This is a genomic window from Novosphingobium sp. GV079, from assembly GCF_003058045.1.
Classification (GTDB): domain Bacteria; phylum Pseudomonadota; class Alphaproteobacteria; order Sphingomonadales; family Sphingomonadaceae; genus Novosphingobium; species Novosphingobium capsulatum.
Window position 1 is genome coordinate 65,551 of record NZ_QBUE01000009.1, and the last position, 18,059, is coordinate 83,609.

Annotated in this window: 16 protein-coding genes; 4 read left to right on the forward strand and 12 right to left on the reverse strand. The window is 64.9% G+C overall.

Translation table 11 applies throughout. The features are described from left to right. Window positions 1-14: 14 nt before the first annotated feature. The 6 genes from C8K14_RS12980 to C8K14_RS13005 form a co-directional block, all read right to left on the reverse strand. Complete coding sequence (locus C8K14_RS12980; RefSeq protein ID WP_054132645.1) at window positions 15-1,529, reverse strand: aldehyde dehydrogenase family protein; 1,515 nt, start codon at window positions 1,527-1,529, stop codon at window positions 15-17. 60 nt (window positions 1,530-1,589) lie between these two features. Next, window positions 1,590-3,749 carry a PQQ-dependent dehydrogenase, methanol/ethanol family gene (locus tag C8K14_RS12985; RefSeq protein ID WP_107716969.1) on the reverse strand — a complete coding sequence of 720 codons (2,160 nt, stop codon included), beginning with the start codon at window positions 3,747-3,749 and terminating at the stop codon, window positions 1,590-1,592. A gap of 57 nt (window positions 3,750-3,806) precedes the next feature. Further along, window positions 3,807-5,372, reverse strand: a complete 1,566-nt coding sequence (locus tag C8K14_RS12990; RefSeq protein WP_107716970.1) for an AMP-binding protein — start codon at window positions 5,370-5,372, stop codon at window positions 3,807-3,809. Between the two features lie 201 nt (window positions 5,373-5,573). Beyond that, complete coding sequence (locus C8K14_RS12995) at window positions 5,574-5,957, reverse strand: hypothetical protein (protein WP_107716971.1); 384 nt, start codon at window positions 5,955-5,957, stop codon at window positions 5,574-5,576. Beyond that, a complete protein-coding gene (locus C8K14_RS13000) occupies window positions 5,957-6,382 on the reverse strand; it encodes a cytochrome c (protein ID WP_054132641.1) in 426 nt (141 codons plus the stop codon). Before C8K14_RS13000 ends, C8K14_RS12995 begins: the two co-directional genes overlap by 1 nt. Next, the gene (locus C8K14_RS13005; RefSeq protein ID WP_107716972.1) at window positions 6,379-7,983 is read right to left on the reverse strand and encodes an FAD-binding oxidoreductase; all 1,605 of its coding nucleotides are present in this window, start codon (window positions 7,981-7,983) and stop codon (window positions 6,379-6,381) included. Before C8K14_RS13005 ends, C8K14_RS13000 begins: the two co-directional genes overlap by 4 nt. Window positions 7,984-8,164: 181 nt before the next feature. Between C8K14_RS13005 and C8K14_RS13010 the strand changes: the two genes are divergently transcribed. Next, window positions 8,165-8,770, forward strand: coding sequence for a DUF3828 domain-containing protein (locus C8K14_RS13010; protein WP_107716973.1), 606 nt, complete (start codon window positions 8,165-8,167; stop codon window positions 8,768-8,770). Between the two features lie 644 nt (window positions 8,771-9,414). On the opposite strand, the gene C8K14_RS13015 is transcribed toward C8K14_RS13010, so the two are convergent. From C8K14_RS13015 to C8K14_RS13030, 4 genes are all read right to left on the reverse strand, one after another. Next, complete coding sequence (locus C8K14_RS13015; RefSeq protein WP_133726812.1) at window positions 9,415-10,173, reverse strand: hypothetical protein; 759 nt, start codon at window positions 10,171-10,173, stop codon at window positions 9,415-9,417. A 145-nt stretch (window positions 10,174-10,318) separates the two neighbouring features. Continuing rightward, window positions 10,319-10,816: a DUF3237 domain-containing protein gene (locus C8K14_RS13020; RefSeq protein WP_022677395.1), complete on the reverse strand. Its 498-nt coding sequence runs from the start codon at window positions 10,814-10,816 to the stop codon at window positions 10,319-10,321. 19 nt (window positions 10,817-10,835) lie between these two features. After that, window positions 10,836-12,998, reverse strand: coding sequence for a PQQ-dependent dehydrogenase, methanol/ethanol family (locus tag C8K14_RS13025; protein WP_107716975.1), 2,163 nt, complete (start codon window positions 12,996-12,998; stop codon window positions 10,836-10,838). 317 nt (window positions 12,999-13,315) lie between these two features. Continuing rightward, window positions 13,316-14,173 (reverse strand): hypothetical protein, encoded by an 858-nt coding sequence (locus C8K14_RS13030; protein ID WP_107716976.1) that lies wholly within the window; start codon window positions 14,171-14,173, stop codon window positions 13,316-13,318. Between the two features lie 132 nt (window positions 14,174-14,305). On the opposite strand from C8K14_RS13030, the gene C8K14_RS13035 reads away from it, so the two are divergent. The 3 genes from C8K14_RS13035 to C8K14_RS13045 all read left to right on the forward strand — a co-directional run bounded on the left by C8K14_RS13035 (window position 14,306) and on the right by C8K14_RS13045 (window position 16,047). Beyond that, complete coding sequence (locus C8K14_RS13035) at window positions 14,306-14,695, forward strand: nuclear transport factor 2 family protein (protein ID WP_107717030.1); 390 nt, start codon at window positions 14,306-14,308, stop codon at window positions 14,693-14,695. A gap of 11 nt (window positions 14,696-14,706) precedes the next feature. Next, a complete protein-coding gene (locus C8K14_RS13040; protein WP_107716977.1) occupies window positions 14,707-15,447 on the forward strand; it encodes an SDR family oxidoreductase in 741 nt (246 codons plus the stop codon). A 111-nt stretch (window positions 15,448-15,558) separates the two neighbouring features. After that, window positions 15,559-16,047 (forward strand): hypothetical protein, encoded by a 489-nt coding sequence (locus tag C8K14_RS13045; protein WP_133816483.1) that lies wholly within the window; start codon window positions 15,559-15,561, stop codon window positions 16,045-16,047. A 78-nt stretch (window positions 16,048-16,125) separates the two neighbouring features. Here C8K14_RS13045 and C8K14_RS13050 read toward each other — a convergent pair whose 3' ends face one another. Both C8K14_RS13050 and C8K14_RS13055 read right to left on the reverse strand, forming a co-directional pair. Further along, a complete protein-coding gene (locus C8K14_RS13050) occupies window positions 16,126-17,598 on the reverse strand; it encodes an aldehyde dehydrogenase (protein ID WP_166643358.1) in 1,473 nt (490 codons plus the stop codon). Window positions 17,599-17,636: 38 nt separating this feature from the next. Continuing rightward, window positions 17,637-18,047 carry a nuclear transport factor 2 family protein gene (locus C8K14_RS13055; protein ID WP_107716979.1) on the reverse strand — a complete coding sequence of 137 codons (411 nt, stop codon included), beginning with the start codon at window positions 18,045-18,047 and terminating at the stop codon, window positions 17,637-17,639. Between the last annotated feature and the right edge of the window lie 12 nt (window positions 18,048-18,059).

Genomic DNA, 18,059 nt, shown 5'->3' on the forward strand with positions numbered 1-18,059 from the left:
TTTAAATCAGCGCCTTACAGCTGGATAATTACGGTCTTGGTCTCGAGATAGGCTTCCACGCCCTGGCGGCCCTGCTCGCGGCCCAGGCCCGATTCCTTGTAGCCGCCGAACGGCAGCGCGGTATCGATCATGGCGTGGCAGTTGCCCCAGACGGTGCCCGATTTGATCTTGGCCGCCAGCTTGTGCATCGTTGCCACATCCTTGGTCCAGATGCCGGCGCCCAGGCCAAAGCAGGTGTCGTTGGCCATGCGCGCCACTTCATCCAGGTCTTCAAAGCGCTGCGCCACCACGACCGGGCCAAAGATTTCCTCGCGCACCACGCTCATCTGCGGGTTCACGTTGGCCAGGATCGTGGGGTTGACGTAATAGCCGCCATCGCTGGCCGGCACGTCGCCACCCATCACCACGCTGGCACCATCGCGCTTGCCCGCTTCGATATAGCCCATCACCCGCTCGTGCTGTTCCTTGCTGACCAGCGGCCCCATGTGCGCCTCGGGATCGAGGCTGGGGCGCGGGCTCCAGAACGGGGCGGTGGCGGCCATGCCTTCGAGAACCTGATCGAACACCGACTTGTGCGCGAACAGGCGCGAGCCCGCCACACAGACCTGGCCCGAATTGAAGAAGATCGCACCCGCCGCGCCCGGCGCTGCCTGCGCCACGTCGACATCGGGCATCACCACCACCGGGCTCTTGCCGCCCAGTTCCAGCGTCACGCGCTTCATGCTGGCAGTGGCATTGCGGTTGATCAGCTTGCCGATCTCGGTCGATCCGGTGAAGGCCACCTTGTCGACATCGGGGTGCTTGACCATGCGATCACCAGCAGTGTGGCCATTGCCGGTGATGATGTTGATGACGCCGGCGGGGAAGCCGGCTTCCACCACCAGATCAGCGAGCTTGAGCGCCGTGAGCGAGGTCTGCTCGGCGGGCTTCAATACCAGGGTGCAGCCCGCCGCCAGGGCTGGCGCGATCTTGAGCGAAGCCATCAGCAGCGGGAAGTTCCACGGCACGATCTGCGCGCACACGCCCACCGGCTCGCGCACGGTATAGCTGAATACCTGCCCGCCGGGCATGGTATAGGGCTGCGTGGTTTCGCCCGAAATCTTGCTGGCCCAGCCGGCCATGAAGCGCAACTGGCTGATCGCACCGGGAATATCGATGGCGCCGGCCATGGTCTTGGGCTTGCCGTTGTCGATCGCTTCGAGTTCGGCAAAGAGATCGGCATTGGCTTCGAGCAGATCGGCCAGGCGGTTCATGGTGCGATCGCGCACCATCGGCGGCAGGCCAGACCAGCGGCCATCATCGAACGCGGCGCGCGCGGCAGCGACGGCGCGATCCACGTCCTTGTCCGATGCATCGACCACGTGGCCCACGATCTTGCCGCTCGAGGGGTCTTCCACGTCGATCACGGCATCGTGGCTGCTGTCCACCCATTCGTTGTTGATGAACAGCTGCGGCTTGCGCGCCAGAAAGGCCGACGCTTGCGGGGAATAGGCGCGCTGCTCGCGCGAAATCGTCGTCATCTCGTTCATGGCCGACTCCTCTCCATTATTTGTAATGTATCATAACAGTTTCACCGGGCCAAGCGCGCGTCAATTGCGCGCCGTGCCCTTGCCGATGCGCTGGCCGGTCTTGGCCTCCAGCGCCTTGTCCTGGTTGGCGCGCGCGATCAGGTACTGGCGGATCGCCTCGGCATCGTCGGCGGTCAGCACGCTCTTGAACGAGACCATTCCGGCCTCGTGCAGCGCGCCATCGAGCACGACCATCTTGATGCCCTCGGCCGAACCGATCGCACCCGAATGGCGCAAATCCGGGTTCACCCCACCGGCCACCGCGGCGTCGCCATGGCAGACGTTGCAATAGCGGCCATAGAGCATGCCGCCATGGGCGACCTGCTCGGGCGTGCCGGTCAGCGGCGGCGGATCGAGCGGGCCGGCATTGCTGGGTGGCGGCGGCGGCAATTGCCCCTTGGCGCCCAGCTTGAACACCATCAGGCGGCTGATGTTGCGCGATGCCCCACCCTTGTGCGCCAGAATGCCGGTGGCCACGTCCCACACGCCGCCCCAGCCGACCATCACCGCCACATATTGCTCGCCGCCGATGGCATAGGTCATCGGCGCGGCAACGATGCCGCTCTGCGCCGGGAACGACCACAGCTTCTGGCCCTTGTCGGCGCTGTAGGCGACGAACTGCCCCTGGGCATTGCCCTGGAACACGAGGTTGCCGGCGGTCGACAGGATGCCGCCGTTCCACGGCGAAACCTGGTCCACCCGCCAGGCCACCTTGCGATTGGCCACGTCCCACGCGATCAGCGCGCCGGTCGTGCCGGCCAGCGCACCGGCCTGCACCTTGGGATCGGCCGGCATCGACGTGGTGTAACCGTCGATCCCGGTCTGGAAGCCCATGCCGCTGGGCTTCCAGTCCTTGGCCGCGAAATAGGGGAAGCCGGCGACGTTGGCCGGAATATACAAGAGGTTGGTCTTGGGGCTGAAGCTTTGCGGCTGCCACGAATGGGCCCCGCCCGCACCAGGCAGGCCGATGAACGGCTTGCCGGTCTTCTCATAGCGCGCTTCAGGGTTGATCGTCGGCCGGCCGGTCTTCGGATCGATCCCGGTGTTCCAGTTCACCGGCACGAAGGGCGTGGCCGACAGGAACTGCCCGGTCTGCGCATCGAGCACATAGACATGGCCGTTCTTGGGCGCATGCAGCGCGACGTGGCGCGGCTTGCCGTCGATCGTCATGTCGGCCAGCGTGATCTGCGCATCGGAATCGAAATCCCAGCGGTCCTCGGGCGTTTCCTGATAGTGCCAGGCATAGGCGCCGGTATCGGCATTCACCGCCACGATCGACGAGGTGTAGAGCGAATCCCCGCTGCGCCCGGCGGGCGCCGGGTTCCACGGCTCGGCATTGCCGGTGCCGAACAGGATCAGGTTGGTCTTGGGATCATAGGTGATCGAATCCCACACCGTGCCGCCACCGCCCAGCGTCCACCAGTCGCCCGTCCAGGTCTTGGCGGCGGCTTCCATCGCCTTGTTCTCGAACCCGTCCTTGGGGTTGCCCGGCACGGTGTTGAACTTCCACACCTGCGCGCCGGTCTGCGCGTCATAAGCCGCGATATAGCCGCGCGCGCGGTATTCCCCGCCGCCCGAACCGATGACGATGCGCCCCTTCACCACGCGCGGCGCGCCGGTGATGGCATAGTTCTTGGGATCGGGCACGACGACCTTGTCGAACACGACATGGCCGGTCTTCTGATCGAGTGCGATCAGCCGCCCATCGAGCGTGCCGACATAGATCTTGTCGCCATAGAGCGCCGCCCCGCGGTTGACCGCGTCGCAGCAGGCCGAAACCAGGGTTTCGCGCGGCACCTTGGGATCGTATTGCCAGATCACCTTGCCGGTGCGCGCGTCATAGGCCTTGACCATCGACCAGGCGGTGGTGGTGTAGAGCACGCCATCGTGCATCAGCGGCGTGGCTTCCTGGCCGCGCGCGGTATCGAGATCGACCGACCAGGCCAGGCCCAGTTGCCCGACGTTGCCGGTGTTGATCTTGTCGAGCGGCGAGAAGCGCTGCTCGCCATAATCGCGCCCGTAGCTGAGCCATTCATCCTGCGGGGCCGTGGCAATCAGGGCATCGGTCACCCCGCTTGTCGCCGCGCCCGCCGGCGCATCACCCACCGCCTTGCCACACCCTGCCAGCGCCAGCGCCGCCAGCGATGCGAGGCCCAACCCAGCCACGAACCCGTTCCGCATCACTCTCTCCATGTCACGTCGTTCTTGCGCCTGATTTTTCAGGTCAGTTCACTGTGTTCAGTTCACCATGCGCTGGGCATTGCCCCAGTATTTCGTGCGCAGGGCCTTCTTGTCCATCTTGCCGGCCGCCGTGCGGGGAATGGCGTCGACAAACTCCACCGACTTGGGCGCCTTCACCCCGCCCAGCCGCGCTTTGGCAAAGCTGATGATGTCCGCCTCGCTCACCCCTTGGGCCACCACCACGGCATGCACCTGCTCGCCCCACTTTTCGTGCGGGATGCCAAACACGCAGGCCTCGCGCACCTGGGGCAGTTCGGTCACGGCCGCCTCGACCTCGGCGGTGAACACGTTGAACCCGCCAGAGACCACCATGTCCTTCTTGCGATCGACGATGTAGAGGTAGCCGTCAGCATCAAGCTTGCCCACGTCACCAGTGTGGTGCCAGCCGAACTTGCGGATTTCGGCGGTTTCCTCGGGCTTTTCGAAATAGCTGTGCGTGACCAGCGCGCCGCGCACGCAAATTTCGCCAGCCTCGCCCAAGGCGACCGGCTGCCCATCATCGTCGAGCAGCGCCACCTTGATCGAGCGGGTCGGCTTGCCGCAGGCGGCCAGCTTTTCGGGCGCCTCCCGGGCAAAGCGGGCCACGTCTTCGGGTGGGAACCAGGCCACGATCATCGGGCATTCCACCTGGCCATAGGCCTGGCACATGCACGGGCCAAAGATTTCCACCGCCTGGCGCAGCTTTTCGGGCGAGCAGGGCGACCCCACCAGGATGAAGATCTTCAGGCTCGAATAATCATGCGCGCCGATCTGCGGCGAGGCCATGAGCTGGTACAACGCCGTGGGCGGCAGGTACATGTGGGTGACCTTGTGCTCCTCGATCGCGGAAAGCACGGCTTCGGCATCGAAGCCGGGCAGGATCACCTGCGTCGCGCCGAGGCTGAGCGTGGACAGAGAAATCGGCCCGGCGGCGTGAGTGATCGGCGCAGACACCAGCGCCACAGGATCGGCGGTGCGCCCGCCCATGCCATCGGCCGCCGTCTCGATCATCGTGCCCCAACCCAGGTTGGTGACATTGGCACCCTTCGACGGGCCGGTAGTGCCGCCGGTGGGAAAGATGCCGACCAGATCGAACAGGTTGCCGAATGCGTCGATCTCGGGCTCGACGAAATCCTGCGCGGTCACGCCGGCGATGAATTCCTCCAGGCTGGGATCATCGCCCATGCGCCGATCAAGGCAGACAAAATGCTGCATCACCGGGCACAGCGCTTTCAGCTGCGCCACTTCATCGGCCTTGCTGGAATGATAGACCAGCCACTTGCAGCGCACATAGTTGATATAGGCAGCATTGGCATCGATGGCATTGCGGGTGTTGACCGGGATCCACTTGCCATTGGCGCGCCACATCGCCAGCAGCACGACCAGGAGCATGCCATCGTTGGGGCCATAGAGGCCCAGCAGGTCCTGATTTTCAAAGCCATGGCGTTGCAGCGCGGCGGCGATCTGCTCGCTCAATTCCTTGGTTTGGGCAAAGGTCAGCTTCAGGCCGGTTTGCGTATCGACAACTGCCAGCCGCGCGGGATCGCGGTCATGGCCCCGGTCGAAGTAATCAATCGCACGCATGGCTTCTCCTCATCCGCATATCGGCGGAACCGGGAAGCGCCAGGTTGGCGGGCAAAAACCACAGGCGAACACGCGGCTATGGCATCGACTCTCCCGATTCCGGTTACCCCGGTATTTGTTAGTGTTGCATACTAAATGCGGATTGCCGGCGGTCAAGCCGCCATCTGCGTGCGTTTCACGTTTGCTGCCTCAAAGGGCAGATCAACTCCGTGCTGCCATGCTCCAGCGGAACAGGTGCCGCTTGCCCGAAAGCGGCGCGGCCACCGCGCGCTCGGCCGTGGGGCGCAAACCCTGTCCGCGCGCGGCACCGCGCAGCATGACCCAGTCGCTCCACCCTGTCAGCCCTTCGACGCGCCCCTGGTCCAGCGTGGCCAGGCGGCGGCGCAGCGCCAGGGGGCCGAGCGCCAGATCGTGACGCGCGGCCAGCGGAAAGCCGGCGGCAAAAGCGCGGCTTTCTGCCACGCGGCTGTCAAACACCACCAGCGCGGGTGGCACCATGGCCTGGGCACCGGCCGGCAGGGCCACGCCGGCAGCCCCCAGCGCGCCGCTGCGCAGCAGCGTGCGGCGATCGAGCCTCACGCGCATCAGCCCGCCTTCCCCAGGTACTTTGCCACGGCATCGAGTTCGGCATCGGTGATATCGACGCGGGTCTGCGTAGGCATGGCGCCCTTACCGCCGCGCACCACGGCCTTGACGTAATCGGCGGTAAGATCGGTGCGGTTGGCCAGCAGGCCCTGGTCGGGTGTGCGGCCCATCATCATCTGCTGCTTGGTCACCAGGTTGGTGCCCATGCCCCCGGCCAAGTGGCAATAGCCGCAGTGTGCCTCGAACAGCACCTTGCCATTGCCGCCCGCAGCGGTGCGATCGCCCGCCGGATAGGCCGGGCGCAACTGATAGGGTGGCGGCGGCCCCGGCGGCGGCCCCATCGGCGCATGCGGCGCCCCGGCCTGCGCCAGCGCAACCGAGGCGCCCAGAACGATCGCCGCAACGGCGAGAATGGTGCGCGTCATGCCTTGCCTCCCTTGGTCACGCTATCCTGCGGCGCGGAATGGCGCTGCGCGGCATAGGCGGCGGGCCACACGCCCTGCTTGCCCGGCGCAATGATGCCGTTGGGATCGAGCGCGTTCTTGACCCGCTCGTCGAACCGGCGCAGCGCGTGGTTGTTGTAATCGAACGTGTCCATCACCGGGTCCATCCAGCCCAGGTGCGTGCGGTATTCGCCATAACCAGCCTTGGCCGTCTCGCTGATCAGCGCGTTGAACAGCGCCTTCATGTTCGAAACCATCGCGGCATCATCGCGATCGTACATCAGCATGTTGATGTTGTTGGCAAAGCGCCCGCCGACGGTGAAGCTGGCATAGAAATCCACGTCGTGATCGGCGATGATCTTGCGGCTGCGCTTCAACTGCCCCAGCACATGCTCGCTGCTCGCCGGCACCACCGGGGAAAAGCCCATGTGCGCGCCGCGCCCGCCGATCCAGTCAGACATCTGCAGCGGCACCGCCGAAGGCACGCCCATGGTGATCTCGTACTGGCCGATAGCATCGCCCTGACGCCACCAGTTTTCCTGCGGCGGCGCGGCCAGGTGGCGCTTCATCGCCGCCTTCACGATCTCGGCCTTGGCCTTGATCACGCTTTCCTCGCCATAAAGGCGCAGCGCCACCTGCCAGTAGCCCAGCTTGTACTGCTTGAGCAGCTCGGCCACGCGCCATTCGGGGATGGCGCCCGGCTTGTCCCAGAAATCGTGGCGCTGGCCTTTCAGTACCATCTTGCCCAGCCAGCTGGGGATGAACACGTTCTGCTCGATCAGCCCGGAAATCTTGAGCGGGGCGATGGTATCGACCACCCAGCCGATATCCCCCTCTTCGGGAATGTCGAAGATCAGCTCGAGCGAGGCTTCGGGCGCGGGTTGCAGCCACAGCCCGGCCTTGGTGACCACGCCCAGGTTCGACTGGGTGAACGCCAGGTCATAGGTCGGGCCATAGCTGAACGGAAACAGGTGCCAGGCCGGGTTGCCGGTCATCGCCCCCATGCCGGTGCGCAGCAGGTCGCCATCGGGCAGCACCACTTCCAGCCCGCACAGGTTGCGGGCATGGAGGCCATAGGGGGTATAGCCGATGCCGTGATCAAGCGCGTTGCCGATCACCGAGCCCCAGCCATTGCCCGGCACACTCATCCACAACGGGTGATTGCCGCGCAGGATGGCATCGTGCAGGTCAAAGAACCCCACGCCCGGTTCCACCACGCAAGTGGCCAGCTTGGGATCGATATCGATGATCTTGTTCATGCGCCCCAGATCGAGCACGATCGACCCGGCCATGCGCGGCGCGGCCGTGCCATAGCCCAGGTTCTTGCCGCGCGCGACCGGCCACAGCGGGGTCTTGTGCTCGTTGGCGAGGCGCACGACCGCCCGCACTTCCTCCACATTGGCCGGCGCCACGGCGGCGCTGGCGGCCCATTGCTCGGCATCGCCGGGGGCATAGATATCGGAATAGGCGTCACGGTCGCTTTCGCTGGCCATGACCCAGTCCTTGCCCACCACGCCTTCATAGGCCTTGAGCGCGGCGGCAAAGCCCTGGGGGCTGACGCGGGGCGGCAGGTGCAGTTTCACCGGCAGATCTCTCCCATCATGGTCCCGCAACCGGGACTCATTTTCTAACAATTGTTATTGTTCTGCCTGCAATCCCGCGGTCGGTCAAGCCGCCATCACATGATTTGTATCGCCAAGCCGCCCAGCCCCGGCTATCATCGCGGGCGGGGACCAGGACTTTGCAGCGAGCCAAGCACCTGGCATGAAGACCAAGCCTTTCGTCACCATCGCTCTCGCCACGGCTGCGTTGGCCGGCACCACCGGCTGCAGCCGGCTGTCGCGGCTGTTCTCGCACGATGGCGATACGCCCGATATCGCCGGCACGCTCGATGCCGAGCCGTCCGGCGCCAGCAGCCAGGCCGGCATCTTCTCGGCGGCGACACCCGACGATCCCACCGCATTTCTCAAGGCCATGTTTGCCGACGATGGCCTTGGCGGGGCGGTTTCCACCGTGGGCGACCTGCGCCACCGCTATTTTTCCGAGGAAATGGCCGGCCTGCTCGCCGATACCACCCGCGGCACCGGCTCGTCGCTGGCGGGCAATCCGCTCTGCCTGTGCAACAACCCCACCGATCTGCAGCAGACCATCACGATCACCCATGCCGATGCCCACAAAGCCCTGGCCCACGTCACCGTGACCCGCAGCGGCGTGGCCGATGGCCCCACCGTGCACCTGGTGATCGCCATGGCCCGCAAGGAGGAAGGCTGGAAAATCACCGACATCCGCTATCCCGACGAAAACGTCGGGCTGCGCGATATCCTAGCCAAGGCCAACGCCCCGTCGCTTGATGTCAACGCGGCGTATTAGGCGGGGCGGGGAAATTCGGATGACCAGTTTCGCCCAGTTGTTGCCGTTCCGCCTTTTCGCGTTAGAACACATCACTCTTAGCAGGCAGTGGTGCACCTTTCATCAGTGCACGAAGCTCATCCAGATCATTGTCGGATGAGATAATCTCAAATTTTGTAAGCTTAATGAATACGCGCGGTTCAGTTTGCACATGTCCGATCATGCCGATCTTGTATTCAAAAAAACCTTGCACGCACACCCTAGCATACAAGTACTTGCGACTAGGAGTATTCGACACAGCCTTTGTGAGCCGATCTGCATCGGGCCTTGATGTGACGACGTCGAAAATTTTTCCGTCAATCTTCGTGAATGATCCTTCGCCTAGTTCATTCACTATAATACATTGATACCTGAACGATGCTTGGGGGTTGTCGTCGGGCCGCTGGGTGCTTCCTGTTCCGCCACACGAAACCATAAAAGCTGCGGGACAAAGCAATATGATACGAGCCGACAACATTTATCGCGTGCCTCTGCACTGTTTGAAGTCTTTAGTACCGGCTTACGACTAGAGCGTTGGACCTCGATTGCAATGTTGGCCATCCCTGACAAGGCAGCTACCCAACAATCTAAGTCGTTCCCCGCACCATTGAACCCGTCCACACGCCCTAATCAACCGCGTTGCGCCGCCCCAGGATGCGCTCGAACGGCAGGCTGACGATGGCCTTGACGATCGTGGTATCGGCATTGGTGCCATAGCCGTGGCCAACCCCCAGGTTGAGCGCCCAGCGCCCGAGGTCCACATCGGCCACGGCAAAGATCGACTGGTCGCTGCCATGCAAGTTGCCGAAATGGGCAAAGCTGCCCGTGCCGTTATAGCTTTCGACGCCCAGCGAGACCTTCTTCGTCATCGCATAGGCGACGCGGGTGTCGAACTCGACTTCGGGCGAATGGCCGACCGGGCCTGACACCACGAAATCGACATTGGCGTTTTCGGCCAGGGTCCACTTGCCCAGCCGCGTGCCAACGATACCTTTCAGCTCGGCATTCCACGGATTGATGTCGAGCTTGTGATCGACGTGGCCGATCTCGAAATTGGCCCCCCACCACCAGTTCTGTCCGGGCCGGCGCGGCGCGATGAACTTGAGCCGGGTCTTGACCCCGCCGGGATCGAGCCGGCCCTGCCCATCGAGCGTGGCCAGCGGCAGATAGAGCCCCGCTTCCAGATAGGGCGTGATGCCATAGGAGAACTCGGGCGTGACGCGCAGGCGGTGCAGCGCCTGCTGCGCGCCGGCATAGTCATCGGTGGTGGTGCCATCAGCCACATAGTTGATGTGGGTATCGAGGCCGAAATGGCCGGGCTGGTCCATCTCGTCCATGTAGACCTGGATTTCCTCTGGCGCGGCCAGGGCCGGCTGCGTTGCCAACGCCCCGCCCGCTATTGCCGCGAGGGCCACACCCTGCCTCATCACACGCCACGCCATGCCACACGCCCCTCAAAGGAGCGCCGCCGATAGCAAAGCGGCCATCGCGAAGATAATTACAAAATGCCAACGTGCCCCTGTGAGCGGCTCACGTCAGCGCGTAATACTTCACGTGGTTGCCGTCCGGGCGCCGCTCGCCCACGCCGATGAACACGTGCCGCGTCAGCCAGTCGTGCGGGCCCTTGCTGGTCTCGAACGTGGGCTGTGCGCGCAGATAGTATTCGGCATGCGGAACCGGCGCGCCGCCGGCAAAGGCCCAGGCGCGCAGGCGATCCATCGTGCCGGCCTCGCGCCCCCACAGAAAGCCCTTGTTCTGCATGTAGATCAGCGTGCCATCGTCCACTTCCAGCACATAGCGCGCATCGAACACGGCGGTGTCATCGCTGCGGAAGAACGCATAGTCCCCGCCCGAATTGGGCACCGCCCGGCCTTTGAGGCGCGGCCCCTCGAACACGCCTTCGTCGACATAGACCGCGCTGCGCATGCCGCCGCTGGGCAAGTCGGGAATCATCTGCACCCGCGTGAATTTCAGCGTGCAGGCAAAGGCGAATTCCAGGCGGGGATTGTCGAGCGTGGAAAAGTCCATGGGAAGCGGCCCGTTCGGTTCAATAGTTGGAAAGGATGGTCAGGCTCGGCCCGTCGAGCGGCTTGCCGGCCTTCTGCTTGGCCAGTTCATCGGCCCGCGTCTTGCCCTGCAGATCGATCAGGTAAGCATGGATCGCATCGGCATCATCGGGGCGCAAGACGTCGTCCCAGCGTGGCATGCCGGCCGGCAGCAGCGCGCCTTCCAGCACGATCTGCTTGAACGCCTCGTGCGTGCCGGGCTGCATGCGGCGCAGGTCTGGCGCCATCGAGCGGTGGATATTGGCATGGCAGATCGCGCAGTTGGCAAAGAACAGCCCCTGCCCGCGCGCGATCGTGGCCGCCGTCACCCCGGGCGCCTGGGCCGGCGGTGGCGGCGCCACTTCCAGCGGGGGCAGCAGCGGCGGCAGCGGCACTTTGCCGCCATCCAGGCGGAAGACCAGCAGGCGGTTCTGGTTGCCACGGCTGTAGGCGGCCGAATAGCGCGGGGTGAACGCCCAGCCGCCCCCGCCCCAGCCGGCCTGCACGGCAATGTATTGCACGCCGCGCACGGCATAGGTGATCGGCGCGGCCATGATCGGGCTGCCGGTCTCGATCGTCTTCAAGACGGCGCCATTGCGCGCATCGCGCACCACCAGCTTGCCCGAAAGCGTGCCCTGCACGATCAGGCCCGATGCCGTGGCCAGCACGCCGCCCCGGTCCTGCCAGCCTTCGCTGTCCACCGCCCACACCGTCTTGCCGGTCAGCGGATCGATCGCGCGCAACTGGCTCTTGCCGGGATCGGCCTTGGCCTGCGCATAGGCCGGCAGCGCCTTGACCGCCTGCGCCATCGGCGGCGGCAGCGTTTCCGTGGCCGCCACCACATCGGGGGTAAAGATCAGCGCGGCATCGTTGTTGAGCGCGCGGGCGCGATAGGGCTTGGCGCCGGGCGTCATGAAGATCAGATTGCCGATATCGGCCACCGATCCGTAATAGAGGCCGGTCTGCGGGCTATAGGCCGCGGGAAACCAGTTGCGCGCCCCCACGGTGGAGGGAAACACGATCTTGGGCCCATCGGTATAGTCCGCCGCCGCGCGATCAAGGATCGGCTTCATCGTGCCCGGCTCGAAGCCCTTGATCCAGTTGGCCCGCGCGATCGCATTGGCGCGCAGCACCTGGCCGGTCTTGCGATCGATCACATAGAGGAAGCCGTTCTTGGGCGCATGCAGGATCACCCCGCGCGTCTGCCCGTCGACTGCCATGTGCGTCAGGATCATCGGCTGGGTAGAGGTGAAATCCCAATTGTCTTCGGGTGTTTCCTGGTAATGCCAGACCATCCGCCCGGTCTTGGGGTCGAGCGCGACGAGCGAGCCGAGATAAAGGTTATCCCCCCCGGCGGGCGACCGTTTTGACCGCGCATAAGGGCCGCCATTGCCGGTGCCGACCAGGACATACCCGGTTTCGGGATCATAGTTGATCGCGTCCCACGGCGCGCCGCCGCCGCCCACGTCCCAGCGGCTCTTGGGGTCCCAGGTTTTGAGCGCCGCTTCGAGTTCGGGCGTTTCCTGTGGGCCGAACGCGGGATCATGCGGCACCACGTGCCAGCGCCAGCGGATCGCCCCGGTCTTGATATCGAGCGCCGTGACATAGCCGCGCACGTCATACTCCGCGCCGCCCATGCCGATGACCACCAGGTCGCCGGCCACTTCGGGCGCGCCGGTGGAGTTGTCGCCGCGCTTGCGGTCTTCGATGAAATCGGTCTTCCACACCACGGCGCCGGTCTTGGCGTCGAGCGCGTACATCCACCCGTCGAGCGCGGCGATGAACACCTTGCCGCCTGATACGGCCAGCCCGCGGTTGACCATGTCGCAGCACGCGGTGCGGTTGCGCTGCATGTCCACCTCCGGCTCGAACCGCCAGAGTTCGCGCCCGCTCGCCGCGTCATAGGCATAGGCGCGCCCGGCATTGCCGGCAACATAGAGCACCCCGCCCAGCATCACCGGGCTGGCTTCCTGCCCGCGCGCGGTGCCCAAGTCTGCGTCCCAGGCCAGGCCTAGCCGCGCCACATTGGCCGGGTTGATCGCGGTGAGCGTGGACCAATGCGTCTTGCCCGCGTCACCGCCCGGCTCGATCCATTCGCTGCCGGCGCCCTGCGTCAGCGGCGCGGCTGCGGCCAGCGTCAGGCTTGCCGTCGCCAGGATCGCCATATTGCGCCAGCGCCCTTTGCCAAACCCCAGGCGAACGGAGATGGCGCTCTTCTCCCCCTCCTCTTCAGAGGAGGGGGTCGGGGGGTGGTGGATACCTGGCGCCAGATTTCCACCACCCCCGGCCCCTCCTCTAAAGAGGAGGGGAGAGTGGGCCAGCTTCCGCCCCTCCCCGTTCGGGCTGAGCTTGTCGAAGCCCCCCGCAGTCGCGCGCCCCGCACGGCCCTTCGACAAGCTCAGGGCGAACGGGAACCAGGTAAAGTGAGCCGTTCGGGCGGAGCCTGTCGAAGCCCCCCGCAACCATCCCCAAACCCCGCGCATCACAGCGCATCCCATGGGCTGGGCATGCGATAGGGCACGGTGATGAAATTGGCTTCGATCTGCTCGATCATGCCATGGTCGATCTTGAACAGCTCGGAGATGTAGAAGCTGTGCGGCCGGCGTACCGGGCTTTTCACAGTGCGACCATCGGTCAGCTGATACTCGTCGATCCGGCCGGAATGATCGATGAAGCCAAACGCCAGCACCAGCCCGCGCTCTTCGTCCACCAGGGGGAAGCGCCGGGCGCGCAGTTCGTCGTCATAGCGATAGTTGCCCATGCGGAACTGCTCTTCGCAGCCCAGTGCGGATACCGGCACGATCCTGGCAAATTCGGGGTTGCGCGTGGTCTGCACGCCGTTTTCCACCCGCTGGCAATCGGGGTGGAACCGGGTGTGGATCGTACCATCGTTGCGCTGCAGCGTGTCGAAATAGCCGTTGGACAGCCGCACCATTTCGGCGCGGTCCACCGGGCTTTCCGGCTCGCGGTGCAGGATCGGCTTGTCCCAATAGCGCGGGTTTTCAAACTTGATGCCGCTGTCCGACTGGCGCACGATCAGCAGCTCGGCCTCCGCCACCTCGCCCGCCTCGTTCAGGGCCAGCCGCACCGTCAGTGCCGATTCCTCGATCGCCTCGATCAGCGTGCCGAAATAGCCGACCTGGCGGGTCCGCACATCGGTAAAGCGCAGGCGATAATCGCCCAGCCCCTGCACCGTGCCCCACACGCCATCGTCGGTGGCCAGCATGACATTGTTTTCGGAAAACAGCGCATCGCTCGCCCAGTTGACCTGGGCCGAAGCCCCTTGGCCGAGGGCAGCCAGAAAGGCATCGAGTGCGGCATAGAGGGCCTCGCGGTCCATCGTCTCTCCCTTTTCGCGGCCTTGGGGCAACAAGCCTTTGACGCGGTTATGCAACCGACATATCCTATCAATTGTTAGAATGAAAGGGGGGAGATACCCTCTTGCCGCAGATGCAGCCCGGGAGAAATGCCGATGTCCAGAACGCCCGCCGAACAGGCCCTGCTCGATCGCGTGCTGGCGATGTACCACGATGTGCTGATCGCGATGGATAGCGGTGCGGTCGATCGCTACATCGCGCCCAGCTATGTCCAGCACAGCTCGCTGGCAGAGCCGGGCGTGCCCGCGCTCAAGGCCTTTCTCGACCGCGTCCGCCACGAATCGCCCGATGCGCGGCAAACCATCCATCGCAGCTTCGTCGATGGCGACCACGTCGTGGTGCACACCCACGTGCAGCGCTGGCAGGGCGATCCCGGCTTGGCCGTGGTCGATATCTTCCGGTGCGAAGATGACATGATCGTGGAGCACTGGGACGTGATCCAGGACGTGCCGACCGCACCGGTCAATCCCCTGCCGATGTTTTGAAAGGCCCCACGATGCGCTTTGACAACACCTGCGTCGCTATCCTCGGCGGCAATTCCGGCATCGGCCTTGCCGCCGCGCGCCAGTTCGCGGCAGAGGGCGCGCGCCTGGCGCTGACCGGCCGCAACCCGCAAACCCTGCACGAGGCGGCCGAGGAACTCGGCGCGCTGGCGGTGCGCGCCGACATGGGCGATGTGGAGCAGACCCGCGCTGCCCTGGCCGAGATCGAGCAAGTGCTGGGCGGCATCGACGTGCTGTTCGTCAACGCCGGCGTCGGCGGCTTTGCCATGGTGCCCGAGGTGACCGAGACGTTCTGGGACGATATCCACACCGTCAACCTGCGCGGCGCGTTCTTTGCGATCCAGAATGCGCTGCCGCTGATGCGCGATGGCGGCGCCATCGTCATCACAGGCTCGATCGGATCGCTGGCCGCCGTGCCGGGCAACGTTGCCTATGCCGCCGCCAAGGCAGGTCTGCGCGCCATGGCGCGGATCGTGGCCAAGGAACTCCTCCCGCGCCGCATCCGCGTCAACCTGATCAGTCCCGGCCCCACCGAGACCGAAATCTTCAAGCGCGATGTCAGCCCCGAACAAATCGCCGGTATGCGCGACATGCTCTCGGCTGTGGTGCCGATCGGCCGCATGGGCACGGCCGAAGAAGTCGCCAGCGCCGCGCTGTTTCTGGCCAGCCGCGAGGCCAGCTTCATCAACGGCATCGATCTTTATGTCGATGGGGGGTGCCTGGAGTTGGGGTGAGATGGAGTTGCCACCATTTTGGAATGTGTGTCGGATAATATCGTCTTGTTACAAACATGGGTTACCGATACGTCGACGCACACGGACGTTTCGTCATGGGGAGGAATTGGGGTGACTTCAGGATTTTTCAAAGCCGCGGCGCTCGCATTGTGCGTCACTGCACCGCTCGGCTTGGGCATGCCGGTGGCCGTGGCACAGACGGCGGCCAAGGCCCTGCCGGCCAACACCATGGTCCAACTGACGCCCGAGGCGGAAATCTCGTCCAAGAAGATCAACCTGGGCGACAAGGTCGGCTTTGCCGTGGTCAACGATATAACCGACGGCGGCCAGATGGTGATCCCGCGCGGTAGCCATGTGGAAGGCGCGATCACCTTCAAGACCGGCAAGGCGATCGGCGGCAAGTCGGGCAAGTTCGAGGTGACCTTCGAAAAGATCACCGTGGGCGGCAAGACCTACGCCATGAAGGGCACCCACCGCCAGGAGGGCAAGGGCAACACCGTCGCTGCCGTGTTTGGTAGCATGCTGGTCAGCGGGCGTTCGGCCGTGATGCTGCCGGGCGACTTTGCCAATGCCTTTACCAACGAGCCGATCCCGTACTGATCAGGCGCGCCTGATTGCGGGAACAGACGAGGGGCCCGGCCGCGATCCAGTGCGGCCGGGCCTTGCTGTTTTCCGCGCTCAAAGCCCCTCGGGCAGGGCATCAAGCAGCATGGTCTTGGTTTCGACGTAGGGCATCAGCCCTTCGGGCCCGCCCTCGCGGCCCACGCCCGATTGCTTGAAGCCGCCGAACGGCAGGCCAAAATCCATGCGCAGGCCGTTCTGGCCAAAGCCGCCGGTGCGGATGCGTCGGCCGATCGTCCAGGCAGCCTGGGCATCGTGCGTCAGCACCGAACCGTTGAGGCCATAGGCACTGGCATTGGCCACCGCCACAGCCTCTTCCTCGTCCTCCACCGGGATCAGCGCCAGCACCGGACCAAAGATCTCTTCCTGGGCAATGGCATCGGCATTGTTCACATTGGCAAACAGCGTCGGCTCGATGAAATAGCCACGGTTGAGATGGCTGGGGCGGCTTCCGCCGGTCACCAGGTCAGCGCTGGCCTTGCCCTGCGCAATATACCCCTCGATCCGCTCCAACTGGCGCTGCATTGCCACCGGACCCAGCTGGGCGGCGGGGTCATCGCTGTGACCGATCACCACGCCGCGCATTTCCCGGGCGATGGCATCGGCCAGTTCATCATGGCGCGCGCGCGGCACGATCACCCGGCTCAGCATCGCGCAGACCTGCCCGCTCATCATCGTGATCGTGCCGGTCAGCAGCTTGGCCGCATGATCGATCGCGAAATCGTCGCGCACGATCGCGGCAGACTTGCCCCCCAGTTCCAGCGTGCAGCGCGCCACGCGCCCGGCGCAGACCTGGCCGATGCGCTTGCCCGCCACGGTCGATCCGGTGAAGCTCACCTTGTCCACGCCAGGATTGTTGACCAGGTGATCGGCTGCCTCGCGGTGGCTGGGCACGAGGTTGACCACGCCGGGCGGCAGGCCCGTCGCCTCGGCCGCCTCGGCAATGAGATAGGCTTCCAGCGGGGTTTCGGGCGATGGCTTCATCACCACGCAGCACCCCGTCAGCAGGGCATAGGCCACCTTGTTGGCCATGATGCCGAACGGGCCGTTCCACGGCGCGATGGCCGCCACCACGCCCACCGGTTCCTGCACGATCAGCGCGGCCGCCGCCGCATGGCTGGGGCGCTGCTCGATAAAGCGAAAGTCTTGCGCAAAGCCGGCGATGCCGTCGAGCGCGAACAGCGCGCCCTGGTGCATCGGCCCGGCAAAGCTGGCCAGCCCGCCGATCTGCGCGGTCCAGGCGCGGGCCAGTTCATCGGCGCGCGGACGCAGATGATCGATCATCGCGCGAAATGCCGCAATGCGCTGCGCCGGCGGCGTGTCGGGCCAGGGGCCATGATCGAACGCCGCGCGCGCCGCCGCGACGGCCGCATCCATGTCAGCCGCGTCCGCCTCGGCCACGCGGGCCACCACCTGCTCGCTATCAGGCGAAATAATCTCGATCAGGCGGCCGCTGTGCGCGGGCACCCATTGCCCACCGATATAGAGGCGTTCGGGATGGGCGATATGAACGCCGTGGGGAAGCAGCATGGACAAATCCTTTGATCGACCGCAGCAGGCCAAATGGTTCAGGCGACAAGCGGGGGCGGCAAAGCGCATTCCACCTTCTCGATCCGCCCCGCCCGCGTGGTGTAAAAGATGAACTGGCGTATTTCCTGCACCTCGCCGGCGCGGATGGGAAAGAAGCCGGTTGCGCCCTTGGCGTCCAGTTCGTCGCGCGTCAGGTCGCGCAGCGCCTCGATCCGCACGATCGCATCCACCGCGGTTGCCGTCTCGCTGGCGGCAAAGTTATGGATCGAAACGGTTTCCTTCACGCAGGAATGCAGCCAGGCATAGAATGCCTTGAGCTCTTCCCGGGTGGTGATGACAATGCCAAAGAATTCCATGCGCGGCGGATCGACATAGAAATCGGCAACGCCGTCATAGTCCCTGGCGTTGAACGCGGCGAGATAGCGTTCATAGCCGGCGCGATCGAGCATCGGTCTCTCCCC

What these genes read in the sequence shown, in the direction of transcription:
- C8K14_RS13000 (WP_054132641.1), bottom strand. Translation starts at nt 6,382, where the DNA reads ATGACGCGCACCATTCTCGCCGTTGCGGCGATCGTTCTGGGCGCCTCG.
- C8K14_RS13040 (WP_107716977.1), top strand. Translation starts at nt 14,707, where the DNA reads ATGCGCTTTGACAACACCTGCGTCGCTATCCTCGGCGGCAATTCCGGC.
- C8K14_RS13030 (WP_107716976.1), bottom strand. Translation starts at nt 14,173, where the DNA reads ATGGACCGCGAGGCCCTCTATGCCGCACTCGATGCCTTTCTGGCTGCC.
- C8K14_RS13025 (WP_107716975.1), bottom strand. Translation starts at nt 12,998, where the DNA reads ATGGCGATCCTGGCGACGGCAAGCCTGACGCTGGCCGCAGCCGCGCCG.
- C8K14_RS12980 (WP_054132645.1), bottom strand. Translation starts at nt 1,529, where the DNA reads ATGAACGAGATGACGACGATTTCGCGCGAGCAGCGCGCCTATTCCCCG.
- C8K14_RS12985 (WP_107716969.1), bottom strand. Translation starts at nt 3,749, where the DNA reads ATGCGGAACGGGTTCGTGGCTGGGTTGGGCCTCGCATCGCTGGCGGCG.
- C8K14_RS13010 (WP_107716973.1), top strand. Translation starts at nt 8,165, where the DNA reads ATGAAGACCAAGCCTTTCGTCACCATCGCTCTCGCCACGGCTGCGTTG.
- C8K14_RS13055 (WP_107716979.1), bottom strand. Translation starts at nt 18,047, where the DNA reads ATGCTCGATCGCGCCGGCTATGAACGCTATCTCGCCGCGTTCAACGCC.
- C8K14_RS12995 (WP_107716971.1), bottom strand. Translation starts at nt 5,957, where the DNA reads ATGCGCGTGAGGCTCGATCGCCGCACGCTGCTGCGCAGCGGCGCGCTG.
- C8K14_RS12990 (WP_107716970.1), bottom strand. Translation starts at nt 5,372, where the DNA reads ATGCGTGCGATTGATTACTTCGACCGGGGCCATGACCGCGATCCCGCG.
- C8K14_RS13020 (WP_022677395.1), bottom strand. Translation starts at nt 10,816, where the DNA reads ATGGACTTTTCCACGCTCGACAATCCCCGCCTGGAATTCGCCTTTGCC.
- C8K14_RS13050 (WP_166643358.1), bottom strand. Translation starts at nt 17,598, where the DNA reads ATGCTGCTTCCCCACGGCGTTCATATCGCCCATCCCGAACGCCTCTAT.
- C8K14_RS13035 (WP_107717030.1), top strand. Translation starts at nt 14,306, where the DNA reads ATGTCCAGAACGCCCGCCGAACAGGCCCTGCTCGATCGCGTGCTGGCG.